We start from the raw sequence: 15802 nt of genomic DNA, 5'->3' as shown, positions 1-15802 counted from the left end.
GGGCAGGTCAGGCGGAGCGGGCCACCCGCGCCAGGACGCCGTGCACGAACGCGCCGGAGTCGTCGGTCGAGAACTCCTTCGCGAGCTCCACAGCCTCATCGATCGCGACGGCCGTCGGCACCTCGTCGTTGTAGAGGACCTCCCACACGGCGATGCGGAGCAGCGCGCGGTCTACCGCGGGCATCCGCTCGAGCTTCCAGTCGCGGCTGTGGGTCGTGATCTGCTCGTCGATCTCATCGCGCTGGTCGATGATGCCGTCGACGATCTCGCGCGCATAGAGCCAGGAGGCCTCGCGGGCCGGCTCGCTCGCCGCGCGCTTCGCCTCGGCGGCCAGGGTCACCGCGAGGTCGTCCCCGCGCACATCGGCGGAGAACAGGATGTCGAGAGCGCGCTTGCGCGCCTTCGTCCGGGCGCTCACGCCTTACTTCTCGCGGCCGAGGTAGTCACCCGTGCGGGTGTCGACCTTGACCTTGGTGCCGGTCTCGACGAACAGCGGCACCTGGATCTCGTAGCCGGTCTCGAGAGTCGCGGGCTTGGTGCCGGCCGACGAGCGGTCGCCCTGCAGGCCCGGCTCGGTGTAGGTGATCTCGAGGATCACGGACGCCGGGAGGTCGATGTACAGCGGGTTGCCGTTGTTCAGGGCGATGGTCACGGCCTGGTTCTCGAGCAGGAAGTTCTTCGCGTCGCCGACCGTCGCCGCACCGACCGTGATCTGGTCGAAGTCGGTCTGGTCCATGAAGACGTAGCCGTCACCATCGGTGTACAGGTACGTGTAGTCGCGGCGGTCGACGTTCTCGATCTCGATCTTCGCGCCCGCGTTGTACGTACGGTCGACGACCTTGCCGGACACGACGTTCTTCAGCTTGGTACGCACGAACGCGCCACCCTTGCCGGGCTTGACGTGCTGGAACTCGATGACGCTCCAGAGCTGCCCGTCGATGCTGAGGACGACGCCGTTCTTGATGTCTGCGGTAGATGCCATGCGCTGCGAGTTCCGTTCGTGTGTCTGCGGGTTCGGACGAGGCCGACAGTCGAGTCTAAGGGATGACCGGCATGACCCCCGCACTCTGTCTGCCGTACGGTCCATCGTGCGCCAGTGGGGGCGGGCGGCGAATCGGCCCGTCGCACCCGAACATACGCCCGCAGCTCCGGCCCGCGCACCCCCGTTGACTCGCACGCGCGCGACGCTCAACCTGGAGGCGGAAGGAGGGCCGCTCATGCCCGGAAGAGCAGCGCGCAGACGGAGCGGACGTCCGGACGCCGGATGGGATCCGACGCTGGTGGCCAGTCAGCCGGCGCTGCGCACATCCTCCGGAACGGTCTGGCTCGTCGTCGCAGCGCTGTTCGCCGTCATGAGTCTCGTGCCCCTGGTGGCGATCGTGCTGGACGCGGGTCGAGCGGCTTCCGTCGCCCTGGTGACCGCGACGCTCGTGATCGGACTTCTCCTCGCGATGCTGGTGATCCGGTGGACGGTGCGTGAGGGACCGCCCCGGCTGCGCGCGCTGGCAGGCTGCTTCCTGACGATGGCGCTGATCGCACTCGTCGGAATGGTGATCTGCGTGATGATCGTCTGGACCCCGCTGGCGCGCTGAGGACCCTTCGGTCAGAGGTGCGCGACCAGTTCGCGGACGGCGTCGGCGTATCCGTCGACGCCGCGGCCGATGACGCGCACCGCCGCGACATCATGCAGATAGGAGTGGTGGCGGAACTCCTCGCGAGCGTAGACGTCGGAGATGTGCACCTCGGCGAACGGCAGCGAGACACCGGTCAGAGCGTCCCGCAGCACCACGGACGTGTGCGTGAGCCCGCCGGGGTTGATCACGATCGCCGCGCAGTCCTCCCGCGCGGCATGGATGGCGTCGATCAGGACGCCCTCGTGGTTGCTCTGCACCGCGCGCACCTCGAAGTCGAACTCCGCGGCGGCAGCGGCGGTGATCCGCTCCACGTCGGCGAGCGTCGCTGTGCCGTAGACCTCGGGTTCGCGCGTGCCCAACAGATTCAGGTTCGGTCCGTTGACCAGGAGGATGCGGCGACTCACGCGCCCACCTCCTGGTAGGCGGCGAACATCAGCGACTCGTCGGGGGCCTGCAGCACGGTCGGCTTCGCGATGTCGTCGAGCAGGATGAAGCGGAGCATCCCGCCGCGGCTCTTCTTGTCGCGCTGCATCGTGGCGAGCAGCTGCGGCCACGCTCCGGCGCGGTACGACGTGGGAAGCCCCAGGGACTCGAGGATGGTGCGGTGGCGCTCGGCCGCGGCATCGGAGAGTCGTCCCGCGAGGCGGGAGAGTTCCGCGGCGTACAGCATGCCCACGGAGATCGCCGCGCCATGCCTCCAGCGGTAGCGCTCGGCATGCTCGATCGCGTGCCCGAGCGTGTGGCCGTAGTTGAGGATCTCGCGCAAACCTGCCTCACGGAAGTCGTCCGAGACGACCTTCGCCTTCATGTCGATCGCGAGTTCGATCGTTCGACGGAACTCCTCGGTCGTCGTGTCGACGGCGCGTACGGGGTCGGCTTCGACGATGTCGAGGATCTCCGGCACCCAGATGAACCCCGCCTTCACGACCTCGGCGTACCCCGCCGTCGCCTCGTTCGGGCTCAGGCTGGCGAGCTCGTCGAGGTCGCCGATCACTGCGCTGGGCGCCCAGAACGCGCCGACGAGGTTCTTCCCCTCGGCCGTGTTGACCCCGGTCTTCCCGCCGACCGCGGCATCGACCAGCCCGAGGACGGTCGTGGGCACCTGGACCAGCTGCACACCGCGCAGCCAGGTCGCCGCGACGAACCCGGCGAGGTCGGTCACGGCACCGCCGCCGTAGCCCACGACGGCGTCGCTGCGGGTGAAGTCGGCCTGCCCCATCACCTGCCAGCAGAACGCGGCGACCTCGATGCGCTTGCCCTGCTCCGCGTCCGGGATCTCCGCGAGAAGAACGTCGCGGCGCCCATCCGCCGTGTCGGCGAGGAGCCGGTCGCGCAGCTCGGCCGCACGCGCGGCGAGCGTCGGCGGGTGCACGACCAGGATCTTGCGCACACCCGGCGCGAGCGCGGCGGAGACCTGGTCGAGGATTCCTCGCCCGATCGTGATGTCGTAGGCGTCATTCCCGGTGACGCTGATGGTCGTCGTGCTCATCGCTGCTCTCTCCTCCATGCCACGATGTCGTCCGCGATCTTCTGCATCGGACGACGTGAGGTGTCGAAGGTCGTCGAGGCGACCTCGGCGTACCACCTCCGGCGCTCCTCGAAGATCTTTGTCCAGCGCTCCACCGGATCCTCCTCACCCGCAAGCAGGGGACGATTGCTGCCGCGGATCCTTCCGGCCACCGCATCAGCGCTCACGGTCAGGAAGACGACCGGCTGATCCTTCAGCAGATCACGCGTGGCTGCCTGCGTCACCGCTCCGCCGCCCAGGGAGATCACGCCGCCTTCGGACAGGGCCTCGGCCACGGCCGCACGCTCGAGCTCGCGGAAGTGCGGCTCTCCGTGCTCGGCGAAGATGTCGGGGATCGGCCCGTGAGCCGCAACGATGCGCTTGTCTGTGTCGACGAAAGCGACTCCCAGTCGACGCGCGACGCGCCGACCGACACTGGTCTTGCCGGCGGCCATCGGGCCGACCAGCACCAGCGTCAGAGGGTCAGCCTCGCTCGTCATGCGCGATGAGCGCTGCTTCTGACGCGGGCGTCGTGCGCAGCTCCGCCGGGATGCCCTCGAGGTACCCGTCGAGGTTGCGCCGGGTCTCGCGGATGCTGTCGCCGCCGAACTTCTCCAGCACGGCGTTCGCGAGCTCGACCGCGACCATGGCCTCGGCGACCACACCCGCAGCGGGGACGGCACACACGTCCGAGCGCTGGTGGTGAGCGGTCGCATCGTCGCCGGTCGCGATGTCGATGGTGCGCAGCGCGTGCGGCACCGTGGCGATCGGCTTCATGCCGGCGCGTACGCGCAGCACGGTTCCGGTGGACATGCCGCCCTCGGTGCCGCCGGCGCGGTCGGAGCCGCGGGTGATGCCGTCCGCCGTGGCGAACAGCTCGTCGTGCGCCGCGGATCCGCGGCGCCGAGTGGTCTCGAAACCGTCGCCGACCTCGACACCCTTGATCGCCTGGATGCTCATCACAGCCTGCGCGAGCCGGGCATCCAGACGGCGGTCCCAGTGCACGTGCGAACCCAGCCCGGGCGGGAGGCCGTATGCCAGCACCTCGACGATGCCGCCGAGCGTATCGCCGTCCTTCTTCGCATCGTCGACCTCGGCGACCATGAGCGCCGACGTCGCGGCGTCGAAGCAGCGGAGCGGATCGGCATCCAGGGCGTCCACGTCGTCCGGGGTGGGAAGAACAGACCCCGGGGGAACCTGGACCGGCCCGATCGAGAGCGTGTGGCTGACCAGACGGATGCCGAGCTCGCCGAGGAACGAACGGGCGATGGCGCCGAGCGCGACGCGCGCGGCCGTCTCACGCGCGCTCGCGCGCTCGAGGATAGGACGCGCCTCGTCGAAGTCGTACTTCTGCATGCCCACGAGGTCGGCATGCCCCGGACGCGGACGCGTCAGCGGAGCGCTGCGCCCGCGGGATTTGTCCGTGAGCTCGACGGGCTCGGGGTTCATGACCTCGATCCACTTCGGCCACTCGGTGTTGCCGATACGCAGGGCGATCGGGCTTCCCAGGCTCTTGCCGTGTCGGACGCCGCCCGAGATGGTCAGCTCGTCCTGCTCGAACTTCATGCGGGAGCCGCGGCCATAGCCCAGCTTGCGGCGGGCGAGATCGGCCTGGATGGCCTCGGAGGAGACAGGGACGCCGGAGGGCAGACCCTCCATGACGGCGATGAGTTCTGGGCCGTGGGATTCGCCGGCCGTGAGCACGCGGAGCATTGCTCCAGTCTCCCACGGGTTCGGACCCCCGCTGCGCCGCGTTTCGTCGTGCGAGCGCGTCAGAGTGCCGCGCGCATGGCGGCGATGACCGACCCCTCGTCCCGGAGCGCGATCGCGGGGTCGCCGTGATGGAAGATCCGGATCTGACGCACGGCCTGATGCAACAGCATGCCGAGTCCCGAGATCACGGCCCCGTCGCCCCAGCTCGCCGCGAGAGCCGAGGGCCACGGAGCGTACGCGGCATCGAACAGCGCTCCCCCGCTCTCGGCCTGTGCTGTCGAGATGTGGGCAGGGAGCGTGGTCCCAATGGGCAGAGTCGCGATCGTGAGATCGGCGCGCGAGGGCTTCGCATCGAGCGGCTGCGCCTCCACCGCGACATCGATGCGCGCCCCGAGAGCCACGAGCCCCGCCGCCCGTTCGGGTCGACGGGCATGCACGAACACCCGGCTCGCACCGATCTCGGATGCCGCCACGAGGGCGGAGGCTGCCGTGGCGCCGGCTCCGAGGATGCGCACCGCTCCTGTTTCGGTGACGCCCGCCTCGGCCAGCGCATCGACGATCCCGCCGACATCCGTGTTGTAGCCCGCCGGCGAGTCCCCGAGCAGCAGCGTGTTGACGGCGCCGGTGAGTTCGGCGTGGGCGTCGCGCGTCGCCGCCGCGCGGAACGCCTCTTCCTTCAACGGCATGGTCAGCGAGAGACCGCGCCAGGAGTCGTCGAGTCCCGCGAGAGCGCCCGGGAAGGCGTCGGCTGCGACCTGACGGCGTCCGTATTCCCAGTCCACGCCGAGCACCCGGTAGGCCGCGGCGTGCAGGTCGGGCGACTTGGAGTGCGCGATCGGGTCTCCCCAGACCGCCAGGCGGGTACCGGTCACCGTCTCAGCAACCAGCGTCGGGGTTCGCCCGGCACCATTCGCGCCACTTCTCGATCCCCTGCTCGTGCTCGGACATGGTCTCCGAGAACTGCGTCTCTCCGGTGTCCAGATTGATCGTGACGAAGTACAGCCAGGGGCCGTCCACCGGATGCATCGCTGCATCGATGGCAGCATCGCTCGGGCTCGCGATCGGGGTCGCGGGGAGTCCTTCGCGCTTGTAGGTGTTCCACTCGTTGTCGCTCTCGAGCGCCTCCTTGGAGCTCGATACGACACCCTCGTGCAGCGATCCGTAGCCGTACTGGGCCGTCGAATCCATCTGCAGCAGCATGTCGATGTCCAGACGGTTCTGGATCACTCTCGACACCTTCGGGAAGTCGTCCAACCTGCCTTCGCGCTGAATGATGGAGGCGATCGTCAGCACGCGCTGTGCGTCTTCGGGTGGCACTCCGGCCTCATCGAGCGCTTGGCGGGTGCGGTCGACCATCCGCTGGATGACCTGCGTCGGGGTGACCTCGGGATCGAACGTGTAGACGGCAGGGAACAGCCAGCCCTCGAGGCTCCGGGCGTCGACTCCGTATTGCGCCGGGTCCTTCACCGCGGCCTCGAAATCGGCGAGCGGAAGACCGAGCGTCTCCGCCATGCCGGGCAGTGACGAGACGATCGTGGCGCCCTCGCCGACCGACACCGTGTTCTCGAGCTTGTTGGCCTCGTCCTCGAGAGCGGCGAGGGCCGCCTCGGCCGTCATCTTCTCCTGCAGGCGGTAGACCCCGGGGTAAAACGTCGGGTTGAGGCCTTCGTCCACCAAGTAGTCGTAGAACACATCCTCGGTCTTCGTGACGCCCGCTTCATGGAGGGCGACGGAGACCGGACCGCCGGTGTCGCCGTCCTTGATCGTGACCAGGGCTTCGCCGCTCGCCTGCCCGGGTTCCCAATCCTTCGGCTCGCCCCAGCCCATCGCCTCGCTGATCTTGTCACCGTAGGTGTTCGCCACCCAGACGCCCGCTCCAGCGAGCCCGCCGATGATCGCGAGGACGATGATCAGCGCGATCAGGCATCCCTTGCGGCGTTTCTTCTTCGGCTTCGCGTCGACGTGATCGTCGTGCGGGGCGAAGAGGTCGTCGAGACCTCCGCCGATCACTGGTTCGGGTGCGGCGGTCGCCGACGGCGGTGTGACCACGGGGACGGCCCGCGTCGGTGTGTCGGCAGCGTCGGCGGACGCACGCACCGGGATCGGCGACGGAGCTTCGCCGCCGGAAGCGACCACCTCGTCGGCGGAAGCGCGCACCGGAACGGTCGATGGCGGGAAGGGGATGCCCGATGCGCCCGTACCGGGAGCGGCGGCGCCATCCCCGGATGCGGCCTCACGGGCTGCACGACGCGAACCGGGGGCGGGCGCGCTGTTGTCGACCGTGGGGATCTGCTTGGTCGGCTCGGGAAGGTTCTCGAACAGTTCCCCCAGGCGGGAGTCGGCGTCGTGCCGCGGCGTTCCGCTGTCGCGTTCGGACATCGTCAGGCGTGCTCCTCGTCGGGCGAGATGGCGGCACCGGCCGGGTTTCCGGTGCTCTTCTCCATGTCGATCGCCTGCTGCAGAAGCACCACGGCGGCGACCTGATCCACAATGCTACGAGACTTCTTCTGAGATCTCCCGGAACTGCGCAGGGCGGCGTGCGCGGAAACGGTGCTCAGCCGCTCGTCCACGAGCCGCACGACGATGCCGCTGCGCTGTTGGAGAGCGGCTGCGAACTCCCGTGCATCGGTCGTCGATGGCGTGTCGGTGCCCTGCATGTTCACCGGCAGTCCGACCACGAACTCCAAGGGCTCGTACTCCCCCGCCAGCTGGATGAGACGATCGATCGACGCCTCATCACGAGCCACCGTCTCGACCGGCACGGCGAGCATGCCGTCGGGGTCGCAGCGGGCAACGCCGACCCTCGCCCGACCCACGTCGATGCCGAGCCGCACACCACGGCGGAAGCCGCTCACGCGACGTGCAGCTCCTGTGAGATGGCGTCGAGCGCCGCGGGAAGAGCCGACGCATCCGCGCCTCCGCCCTGGGCGACGTCATCGCGGCCGCCGCCACCGCCGCCGAGCACACCTGCGGCACGCTTCGCCAGTGCCCCCGCCTTCGCGCCGGCGGACCGAGCGGCGTCGTTCGTCGCGACGACCACGACCGGGCGACCGTTGACGACCGCGCCGAGAGCGACGACAGCGGCATCGGAGCCGAGGCGATCGCGAACCCCGTTGACGAGGTCGCGCACGTCATCCGCGGAAGCGACGTCGCCGAGGTTCTGCGCCGCCAGTCGGAAGGATCCGACACGCTTCGCCGCCTCGACGATGGCCGGGATCTGCCCCGCCCGCTCCTTGGACTCGAACTGCGCGATGCGCTTCTCCGCCGCCTTCAGACTCGCGGTGAGATCGGCGATGCGCTCGGGCAGCTGCTCACGGGGCGTCTTCAGCGAACTGGTGAGCTGGGAGACGATGGCCCGCTCGGCCGCGAGCTCGCGGAAGGCATCAGCGCCCACGAGGGCCTCGATGCGACGGTTGGACGCGCCGACGGACGATTCTCCGACCAGGCTGACCAGCCCGATCTCGGCACTGGTACCCACGTGCGTGCCTGCGCACAGCTCACGCGACCAGGGGCCGCCGATGTCGACCATACGCACGACGTCGCCGTACTTCTCGCCGAACAGAGCCATCGCGCCGGCTTCCTTCGCCTCGTCCAGCGAGACGATGCGCGTGGTCACCTCGAGGGCGTCCTGCACCGCGCGGTTGGTGATCTCCTCGATCTCGCTGCGGGTGTCGGCGGAGAGCGCCTGCGACCACGAGAAGTCGAACCGCATGTAGCCGGCGCGGTTCAACGACCCCGCCTGCGTAGCAGTCGGTCCGAGCGTGTCGCGGAGAGCGGCGTGCACGAGGTGCGTGGCCGAGTGCGCCTGCCGTGCCGCGCGACGGTTGGCGGCGTCGACGACGGTCGTCGCGACGTCGTCGACCGCGACACTTCCGCGGGCGACCTCGACGGTGTGGCTGATGAGCCCGGGAACGGGCTTCTGCACGTCGAGGACCTCGAGCTCATAGCCCGGACCGACGATGGTGCCCTTGTCGGCGACCTGACCGCCCGACTCGGCATACAGCGTGGTCTCGCTGAGCACGACCTCGGCGATCTGCCCCTCGGCGGCGCTGCGCACCGGCACCCCGTCGACGAGGAGCCCGATCACACGGGACTCGACCTCGAGGGCCGTGTACCCGTCGAAGCCGGTCTCGCCCAGGGCGCGCAGGTCGCGGTAGACCGAGACGTCAGCGAGCTGACGCTTGCGATTGCGGGCGTCGTCCTTGGCGCGCTGACGCTGCTCCTGCATGAGAGTGTCGAACGCTGTGCGGTCGACCTCGAGCCCCGCTTCTTCGGCGACCTCGAGCGTGAGGTCGATCGGGAAGCCGTAGGTGTCGTGCAGCAGGAACGCCTCGGGGCCGCTGAGGGTCTTCCCGCCGCCCTTCTTCGTCTCGTCCAGCGCGAGGTCGAGGATCGTCGAACCAGCGACGAGGGTGCGTCGGAAGGTCTCCTCTTCGGCGAATGCCGACGCGGAGAGCACGGACCAGTCGGTCTCGAGCTCGGGATACGTGGTCTTCATGACGTCGCGCGATGCGGCGAACAGCTCGGGGAACACCGGCTCGTCGACGCCGAGCAGACGCATGGAGCGGACCGTACGGCGCATGAGGCGGCGGAGGATGTACCCGCGCCCCTCGTTGGACGGACGCACTCCGTCGGAGAGGAGCATGAGCGAGGAGCGCACGTGGTCGGCGACGACGCGGAAGCGCACGTCGTCTTCGTGCTGCACACCGTAGGGGCGTCCGGATAGTTCGACGGCGCGGTCGAGAACCGGACGCACCTGGTCCGACTCGTACATGTTCTCGACGCCCTGCTTGAGGAAGGCGACGCGCTCGAGTCCCATGCCGGTGTCGATGTTCTTCATCGGCAGCTCGCCGACGATGTCGAACTCCGTCTTGCTGCGGATGTTCTCGAGGAGGTCCTGCATGAACACGAGGTTCCAGATCTCCAGGAACCGCGAGTCGTCGACGGCGGGGCCGCCGTCCTTGCCGTATGCCGGACCGCGATCGAAGAAGATCTCGGAGTCGGGGCCGCCAGGACCGGGCTGTCCGGTGTTCCAGTAGTTATCCGCTCGCCCCAACCGCTGGATGCGCTCGGGCTTCAGTCCGATGATGTCGCGCCAGATGGCCTCGGCCTCGTCATCGGTCTCGTAGACGGTGACCCAGAGGTCCTTCTCGTCGAAGCCGAGACCGCCGTCGGACTCGGAACTCGTCAGCAGCTCCCAGGCGTAGCGGATCGCGCCTTCCTTGAAGTAGTCGCCGAACGACCAGTTGCCGAGCATCTGGAAGAACGTGCCGTGACGCGCGGTCCGGCCGACCTCTTCGATGTCGTTCGTGCGGATGCACTTCTGCACGTCGGCGATACGCGGGTGAGGCGCAGGAACGACGCCCGTGAGATACGGGATCATCGGCACCATGCCGGCGACCGTGAACAGCAGCGACGGGTCGTCGCTGACCAGCGAGGCCGAGGGGACGATGAGGTGGTCGTTCTTCTCGAAGAAGTCGAGGTAACGCTGCGCGATCTCCGCAGTTTTCATAGAGTTCCGGGTGTCCTTGCGTGAAGATGCCGCGCCGGAGCGCTGCTGCGGTGGTTCAGTTCTTGCCCGGCTCCGTGAGCCGTGCCTCCTGCTCGCGGTAGGCGTCGCCGATGATCGCTGTGAAGCCGTTGATGCGGGCGTCGACCTCGGCGAGGATGTCGTGACCGCGCGGGTCCTTGTTCATGAAGTGAGCCGCGACGAAGCCGCCGATCACACCGATCAGGAACCACTGCAAGCTCTTCATGTCGTCATCCTTGCCCTTGACCCGCGAAGGCGCGGTGTCACCATCGTATGCCGAAACGACAAGAGGCGTCGGGTCACCCCGACGCCTCTTGCGTTGATGCTCTCAGAGAGCAGCGTGAGCGATGCTCAGCGAGCCGCGTAGTACTCGACGACGAGCTGCACTTCGCAGGTCACGGGGACCTCGGCGCGCTTCGGACGACGAACCAGACGCGACTGGAGCTTGTCGAGCTCGACCTCGAGGTAGCCGGGAACGGGAGGCAGGACCTCGGCGTGACCGCCGGCTGCTGCCACCTGGAAGGGCTCGGTGCCCTCGCTCTTGGGCTTGACGTGGATGAGCTGACCCGGCTTCACGCGGAACGACGGGCGGTCGACGAGCTGGCCGTCGACGAGGATGTGACGGTGCACGACGAGCTGGCGAGCCTGTGCGGTGGTGCGGGCGAAGCCCGAACGCACCACGAGTGCGTCGAGACGCATCTCGAGGAGCTCGACCAGGTTCTCACCGGTCAGACCGTCGTGACGACGGGCCTCGTTGAACGTGTTGCGCATCTGCTTCTCGCGGATGCCGTACTGCTCGCGCAGACGCTGCTTCTCACGCAGACGGACGGCGTAGTCGCTGTCTGCCTTGCGCTTGGTGCGGCCGTGCTCACCCGGAGCGTAGGGACGCTTCTCGAGGTAGCGGGCGGCCTTCGGGGTGAGCGGGATGCCGAGGGCACGGCTCAGACGCACCTTGCGGCGGTCCTGGGACTTCGTGGTCACGAAGTTGTCCTTCCGATGACGTGGTCGCGACTTTCACGACTCACGGACGTATCGTCCGCGTTCTGCCTTGGAGCGCACGCCGGGGCGCCAGCAAGGTGTGGTGTGAACGAGGAGATGCCCGAAAACACGGTTTCGAGCCGCTCAAGTCTAACAGATCGCGGCTCCGCGCCCGATCGTGCGGATCACCGGTCGCCGAGGATGCGGCGGATGCGCTCCAGTCGCGAACCGATGTCGCGCTCGGCACCCAGATTCTTCGGCTCGTAGTAGTGCTTGCCGTCGAGCTCGTCCGGCAGGTATTGCTGCGGCACGACGCCGTACTCGCTGTCGTGGGAGTAGACGTAACCGCGGCCGTGCCCGAGGCGTTTGGCCCCCGGATAGTGCGCGTCGCGCAGGTGCAGCGGCACACGTCCGAAGCCCCCGGAGCGGATGTCGGCGATCGCGGCGTCGATCCCGACGTAGGCGGCGTTGGATTTCGCGGTGGTCGCGAGATAGACCGTCGCCTCGGCAAGCGGGATGCGCCCCTCGGGCATGCCGATGAACGCGACGGCATCGGCGGCGGCGACCGCGATGATGAGGGCCTGAGGATCGGCGAGACCGACGTCTTCCGACGCCGAGATCACCAGGCGTCGCGCGATGAACCGCGGGTCCTCCCCCGCTTCGATCATTCGCGCGAGGTAGTGCAGCGCGGCATCGGGGTCGGAGCCCCTGATCGACTTGATGAACGCACTGATGACGTCGTAGTGCTCGTCGCCCTGACGGTCGTAGCGCAGCAGCGCCTTGTCGACCGCCTGGGCGACGTCGTCGGCCGAGACCTCGGGCACCGTCGCCGTGTCGTCCGAATCGTCTTCCGCGGCCTCGTCCGGCTGATCCACCGCAGCGGAAGCATGCGAGAGGGCGACCGCAGCGCCGGCCTCGAGACCGGTGAGCGCGCGTCTGGCGTCTCCCGAAGCGAGGCGGATCAGCGCAGCCCGCGCCTCGGCGCTCAGGGCGACGGCACCGTTCAGCCCCCGCGCATCGACGACGGCGCGATCCACGAGCACGCCGATGTCGTCGTCGGTGAGCGGCTGAAGAGTGAGCAGCAGCGAACGTGACAGCAGCGGAGAGATCACGGAGAACGACGGGTTCTCGGTGGTCGCGGCGATCAGGATCACCCACCCGTTCTCGACGCCGGGCAGCAGAGCGTCCTGCTGCGCCTTCGTGAACCGGTGGATCTCGTCGAGGAAGAGGATAGTCGTCTGACCGTAGAGGTCTCGCTGCGTGATCGCCTCCTGCATGACCTCGCGCACGTCCTTGACACCCGCCGTGATGGCGGACAGCTCGACGAAGCGCCGACCCGAGGAGCGGGCGATCGCCTGCGCGAGGGTGGTCTTCCCGGTGCCCGGCGGACCCCACAGGATGATCGACACCGCACCCGGCGACGCCGCATCCGGATCGGCGAGGGCGACGATGGGAGACCCTGCACGCAGCAGATGCCGCTGGCCCGCGACCTCATCGAGCGAGATCGGGCGCATGCGCACGGCGAGAGGCGTCTGCCCGGAGAGCAGCGCGGCAGGGGAGGTCATCCCTCCAGGCTACCGGCGGCCCCTGACACTTCGGGCGGGCGCGCTCGCCCCGGTAGGCTCTCAGCGACGCCGCGCACCGGTGTCGGAACAGGAGATCCAGGCATGGCCGCACGCGGTTCCAAGAACTCTCAGTCACGCACCGCCGCAGAGCGCGCGCGACTGCACACCGCGCGCACCCAGTGGCACGAGGGGCAGATCCGCCGCCGCGTCCGCGACAACACGATCGCCGCGATCGTCGGCAGCCTCATCGTCGTCGCCGCGATCGGCAGCCAGGTCGTGCACGCGCAGGTGACGGCACCGGAACCCACACCGACTCCGACCGTCGTGCCGACGACCACGCCGACCGACTCGCCGACGACGGCTCCGACCGACGCACCGTCGGAGAGCCCGGCACCGGTCCCCTCGGAGACCCCGGCCGAGTAGCACCCGGGCCGTCGGAAACCGCTAACCGCGACTCGGCAGCACGTACGACGACGGATCCGCTTCGAGGCGGGCGCCGACCAGAGTGTGCAGCGCCGGGTAGGCAGAGGCGTCGCCGACCAGGATTCCCCCGAGCAGCGTGTGCGCGTCCCCCGCCAGCACCAGCTTCCGATAGACCCCGGCGACGGGATCCGCGTAGAGCACGTCGACCGCGTCCGGCGTCCGAGCGAGTGCATCCCCGAAGCTCGCGACATCGACGCCGGCCAGCGTGATCGCGGCGGATTCGTCGAATCCGGAGAAACTCGTTTCCTGGCCGAGGATTCGCCCCACCGCCACGTCGGCCATGTCGCGGGCCGGAGCGACGAGACCGAAACGACGTCCGTCGAGACTGGCGACCTCGCCGATGGCCAGCACCGCCGGATCCGAGGTCCGGCAGGCGTCGTCGATGATGACGCCTCCATAGGGATGAACCGCGATCCCGGCGTTGCGGGCGAGCTCGTCGCGCGCTCGCAGCCCGACCGTGAACACGACGACGTCCACACGCTGGAAGGAGCCGTCCTGGAACTCGATCGCCGTGACGACGCCGGATTCGTCCGGGTCGAGCCGTGTGACGCGCGTCCCGGTGCGCACTGCGATCCCCCGCGCCTGCAGATGACGCTTCACGATGCTTCCCGCGGTGCCGTCGAGCTGCGTCTCCATCAGCCGATCGGCGTACTGCACCACCGTGGCGTCGACCCTGATCGCCTGCAGCGCACCGGCAGCCTCGAGTCCGATGGGGCCTCCGCCGACGACCACCCCGCGCAGATCCCTCTCCAGCTCCGACGCGCGTGCGCCCACGAAGGCCCGCAGCGCCTCCGCATCCTCGACGGTGCGATACGAGAAGCAGCCGGGAAGTGCCGCACCATCCACCGCGACCCGGCCCGCGGCCGCGCCGGTGGCGAGCACCAGCACGTCGTACCGATGCAGGCGACGCGACCGGGTCCGCACCGTCTGCGCCCGACGGTCGATGTGCAGCACACGATCGTCCAGGATCAACTCGACCCGGTCGTCCTCGAACGCTGCGAACGGCAGCGGGAGATCGTCAGCCGAGCCACCGAGGAACAGCTCCCGTAGGCGCGTGCGGTCGTAAGGTCGGCGGCCCTCATCGCCGATCACTGTGACGCGCACGTCATCGCCGGCCCGCTGCACGAGCTGCTCGACGAAACGCTGCGCCGCCATCCCCGCACCGACCACGACGATCTCGGTGACGAGTGGATGATTCATCGGTGCAGCTCCTGTCGGCGGCGATCGTGCCGTAACCGCGACGCTATTCGGCCCGTGTTTCCCGGATGTCACGCGACGTGTTTCGCGCCGCGAACGATCGCATCACGGATGGATAACGACAGTCATCTCACACGGCGATGAACGGGAAGTGAGGGATTCGCTCCACAGTCGTAACTTCCGGTGCTGCCCCCGGAAACGCGGCTCGCGCATGCTCGAGTCAGTCGAGCATCCGTGCTCCCGTCCCCGTGGAGGTCCTGTGTCCTACATCAAGCCCGCCGAGCTCGCCACGCGCATGGTCGATGCCGGCGCGTACAAACTGCAGCTGTCCACCCGCGACACTCTGATCCGCGCCTTCATGGGCGCGGCACTGCTCACGATCGCCGCCGCCTTCGCCGTCACCGTCTCCACCCAGACCGGACAGCCGCTCCTGGGCGCCGTGCTCTTTCCAGTCGGCTTCGTGATGCTCTATCTGCTGGGCTACGACCTGCTCACCGGCGTCTTCACGCTCGGACCGCTCGCCGTGCTCGATCGTCGTCCCGGTGCCACGTTCGGAGCGCTGATGCGCAACTGGGGGCTCGTCTTCCTCGGCAACTTCGGAGGCGCCTTCCTGGTGGCGATCCTGATGGCCATCTACTTCACCTACGGGTTCTCGACCGCTCCCAGCGCCGTGGGCGAGGCGATCAGCGAGATCGGCCACGGGCGCACGGTCGGATACGCGGACCACGGTGCCGCCGGCATGCTGACGCTCTTCATCCGCGGCGTGCTCTGCAACTGGATGGTCTCCACCGGCGTGGTCCTCGCGATGGTGTCGGACAGCACCATCGGCAAGATCGTCGCGATGTGGCTGCCGATCATGCTCTTCTTCTACATGGGCTTCGAGCACTCGATCGTGAACATGTTCCTGTTCCCCTCCGGCCTTCTGATGGGCGCCGACTTCACCGTCTGGGACTACCTCGTCTGGAACGAGATCCCGACGGTCGTGGGCAACCTCGTCGGCGGCCTGCTCTTCGTCGGTCTGCCGATCTACTACACGCACGGCCGCCCGAAGGTTCGGGCCGCCCGCGAGGCGCGTCGAACCGAGCGCCGATCGCGCGTGGCGGCCGTCGCGACGACCGCAGCGGAGGAGCCGGTGCAGGGCATCGACAACACCACGGCGGAGCGAGAGCCGTCGCGGGTCTGACCGAAGACGCAC

General features: G+C 68.6%; 17 protein-coding genes. 3 read left to right on the top strand and 14 right to left on the bottom strand.

Annotated elements, in window-relative coordinates:
- Positions 1-7: 7 nt before the first annotated feature.
- Positions 8-418, bottom strand: coding sequence for a transcription antitermination factor NusB (gene nusB / locus AC6CHX_RS02385; protein ID WP_136043954.1), 411 nt, complete (start codon positions 416-418; stop codon positions 8-10).
- 3 nt (positions 419-421) lie between these two features.
- Complete coding sequence (gene efp / locus AC6CHX_RS02380; protein WP_029263344.1) at positions 422-982, bottom strand: elongation factor P; 561 nt, start codon at positions 980-982, stop codon at positions 422-424.
- Positions 983-1217: 235 nt separating this feature from the next.
- On the opposite strand from efp, the gene AC6CHX_RS02375 reads away from it, so the two are divergent.
- The gene (locus AC6CHX_RS02375; RefSeq protein WP_452325570.1) at positions 1218-1592 is read left to right on the top strand and encodes a hypothetical protein; all 375 of its coding nucleotides are present in this window, start codon (positions 1218-1220) and stop codon (positions 1590-1592) included.
- Positions 1593-1603: 11 nt separating this feature from the next.
- Here AC6CHX_RS02375 and aroQ read toward each other — a convergent pair whose 3' ends face one another.
- From aroQ to AC6CHX_RS02320, 11 genes are all read right to left on the bottom strand, one after another.
- A complete protein-coding gene (gene aroQ / locus AC6CHX_RS02370; protein WP_498271501.1) occupies positions 1604-2038 on the bottom strand; it encodes a type II 3-dehydroquinate dehydratase in 435 nt (144 codons plus the stop codon).
- Positions 2035-3123: a 3-dehydroquinate synthase gene (gene aroB, locus AC6CHX_RS02365; RefSeq protein WP_498271500.1), complete on the bottom strand. Its 1089-nt coding sequence runs from the start codon at positions 3121-3123 to the stop codon at positions 2035-2037. The genes aroQ and aroB overlap by 4 nt, the downstream gene beginning before the upstream one ends.
- Positions 3120-3641, bottom strand: a complete 522-nt coding sequence (locus tag AC6CHX_RS02360) for a shikimate kinase (protein WP_498271499.1) — start codon at positions 3639-3641, stop codon at positions 3120-3122. Before AC6CHX_RS02360 ends, aroB begins: the two co-directional genes overlap by 4 nt.
- Positions 3625-4854: a chorismate synthase gene (aroC, locus tag AC6CHX_RS02355; protein WP_498271498.1), complete on the bottom strand. Its 1230-nt coding sequence runs from the start codon at positions 4852-4854 to the stop codon at positions 3625-3627. The genes AC6CHX_RS02360 and aroC overlap by 17 nt, the downstream gene beginning before the upstream one ends.
- Positions 4855-4913: 59 nt before the next feature.
- A complete protein-coding gene (locus AC6CHX_RS02350; protein ID WP_498271497.1) occupies positions 4914-5726 on the bottom strand; it encodes a shikimate dehydrogenase family protein in 813 nt (270 codons plus the stop codon).
- A gap of 4 nt (positions 5727-5730) precedes the next feature.
- Positions 5731-7233: an endolytic transglycosylase MltG gene (gene mltG, locus AC6CHX_RS02345; protein WP_498271496.1), complete on the bottom strand. Its 1503-nt coding sequence runs from the start codon at positions 7231-7233 to the stop codon at positions 5731-5733.
- 2 nt (positions 7234-7235) lie between these two features.
- Entirely contained in the window at positions 7236-7709 is a 474-nt protein-coding gene (gene ruvX, locus AC6CHX_RS02340) for a Holliday junction resolvase RuvX (RefSeq protein WP_136043961.1), read from the bottom strand.
- A complete protein-coding gene (gene alaS / locus AC6CHX_RS02335) occupies positions 7706-10366 on the bottom strand; it encodes an alanine--tRNA ligase (RefSeq protein ID WP_498271495.1) in 2661 nt (886 codons plus the stop codon). The genes ruvX and alaS overlap by 4 nt, the downstream gene beginning before the upstream one ends.
- Positions 10367-10421: 55 nt before the next feature.
- A complete protein-coding gene (locus AC6CHX_RS02330; RefSeq protein ID WP_105721276.1) occupies positions 10422-10610 on the bottom strand; it encodes a hypothetical protein in 189 nt (62 codons plus the stop codon).
- A 125-nt stretch (positions 10611-10735) separates the two neighbouring features.
- Positions 10736-11365 carry a 30S ribosomal protein S4 gene (gene rpsD / locus AC6CHX_RS02325; protein ID WP_029263334.1) on the bottom strand — a complete coding sequence of 210 codons (630 nt, stop codon included), beginning with the start codon at positions 11363-11365 and terminating at the stop codon, positions 10736-10738.
- 182 nt (positions 11366-11547) lie between these two features.
- Positions 11548-12927: a replication-associated recombination protein A gene (locus AC6CHX_RS02320; RefSeq protein WP_498271494.1), complete on the bottom strand. Its 1380-nt coding sequence runs from the start codon at positions 12925-12927 to the stop codon at positions 11548-11550.
- A 102-nt stretch (positions 12928-13029) separates the two neighbouring features.
- Here AC6CHX_RS02320 and AC6CHX_RS02315 point away from each other — a divergent pair, with 102 nt between their 5' ends.
- Entirely contained in the window at positions 13030-13350 is a 321-nt protein-coding gene (locus AC6CHX_RS02315; protein WP_498271493.1) for a hypothetical protein, read from the top strand.
- 21 nt (positions 13351-13371) lie between these two features.
- On the opposite strand, the gene AC6CHX_RS02310 is transcribed toward AC6CHX_RS02315, so the two are convergent.
- On the bottom strand, positions 13372-14610 hold the full coding sequence (locus AC6CHX_RS02310; protein WP_498271492.1) for an NAD(P)/FAD-dependent oxidoreductase: 1239 nt from the start codon (positions 14608-14610) through the stop codon (positions 13372-13374).
- A gap of 256 nt (positions 14611-14866) precedes the next feature.
- On the opposite strand from AC6CHX_RS02310, the gene AC6CHX_RS02305 reads away from it, so the two are divergent.
- Positions 14867-15790, top strand: a complete 924-nt coding sequence (locus AC6CHX_RS02305) for a formate/nitrite transporter family protein (protein ID WP_240745195.1) — start codon at positions 14867-14869, stop codon at positions 15788-15790.
- Positions 15791-15802: the final 12 nt, after the last annotated feature.

The sequence above is a fragment of the Microbacterium sp. GQ128 genome (assembly GCF_059758615.1).
The sequence above is the reverse complement of the archived record's forward strand: the minus strand, read 5'-3'. Positions and strand labels throughout refer to the sequence as shown.

Excerpts from the sequence above, each read along its gene's own strand:
- AC6CHX_RS02315 (WP_498271493.1), top strand. The coding sequence starts at position 13,030 with ATGGCCGCACGCGGTTCCAAGAACTCTCAGTCACGCACCGCCGCAGAG.
- AC6CHX_RS02375 (WP_452325570.1), top strand. The coding sequence starts at position 1,218 with ATGCCCGGAAGAGCAGCGCGCAGACGGAGCGGACGTCCGGACGCCGGA.
- mltG (WP_498271496.1), bottom strand. The coding sequence starts at position 7,233 with ATGTCCGAACGCGACAGCGGAACGCCGCGGCACGACGCCGACTCCCGC.
- AC6CHX_RS02310 (WP_498271492.1), bottom strand. The coding sequence starts at position 14,610 with ATGAATCATCCACTCGTCACCGAGATCGTCGTGGTCGGTGCGGGGATG.
- aroB (WP_498271500.1), bottom strand. The coding sequence starts at position 3,123 with ATGAGCACGACGACCATCAGCGTCACCGGGAATGACGCCTACGACATC.
- efp (WP_029263344.1), bottom strand. The coding sequence starts at position 982 with ATGGCATCTACCGCAGACATCAAGAACGGCGTCGTCCTCAGCATCGAC.
- aroC (WP_498271498.1), bottom strand. The coding sequence starts at position 4,854 with ATGCTCCGCGTGCTCACGGCCGGCGAATCCCACGGCCCAGAACTCATC.
- AC6CHX_RS02320 (WP_498271494.1), bottom strand. The coding sequence starts at position 12,927 with ATGACCTCCCCTGCCGCGCTGCTCTCCGGGCAGACGCCTCTCGCCGTG.
- AC6CHX_RS02360 (WP_498271499.1), bottom strand. The coding sequence starts at position 3,641 with ATGACGAGCGAGGCTGACCCTCTGACGCTGGTGCTGGTCGGCCCGATG.
- alaS (WP_498271495.1), bottom strand. The coding sequence starts at position 10,366 with ATGAAAACTGCGGAGATCGCGCAGCGTTACCTCGACTTCTTCGAGAAG.
- AC6CHX_RS02330 (WP_105721276.1), bottom strand. The coding sequence starts at position 10,610 with ATGAAGAGCTTGCAGTGGTTCCTGATCGGTGTGATCGGCGGCTTCGTC.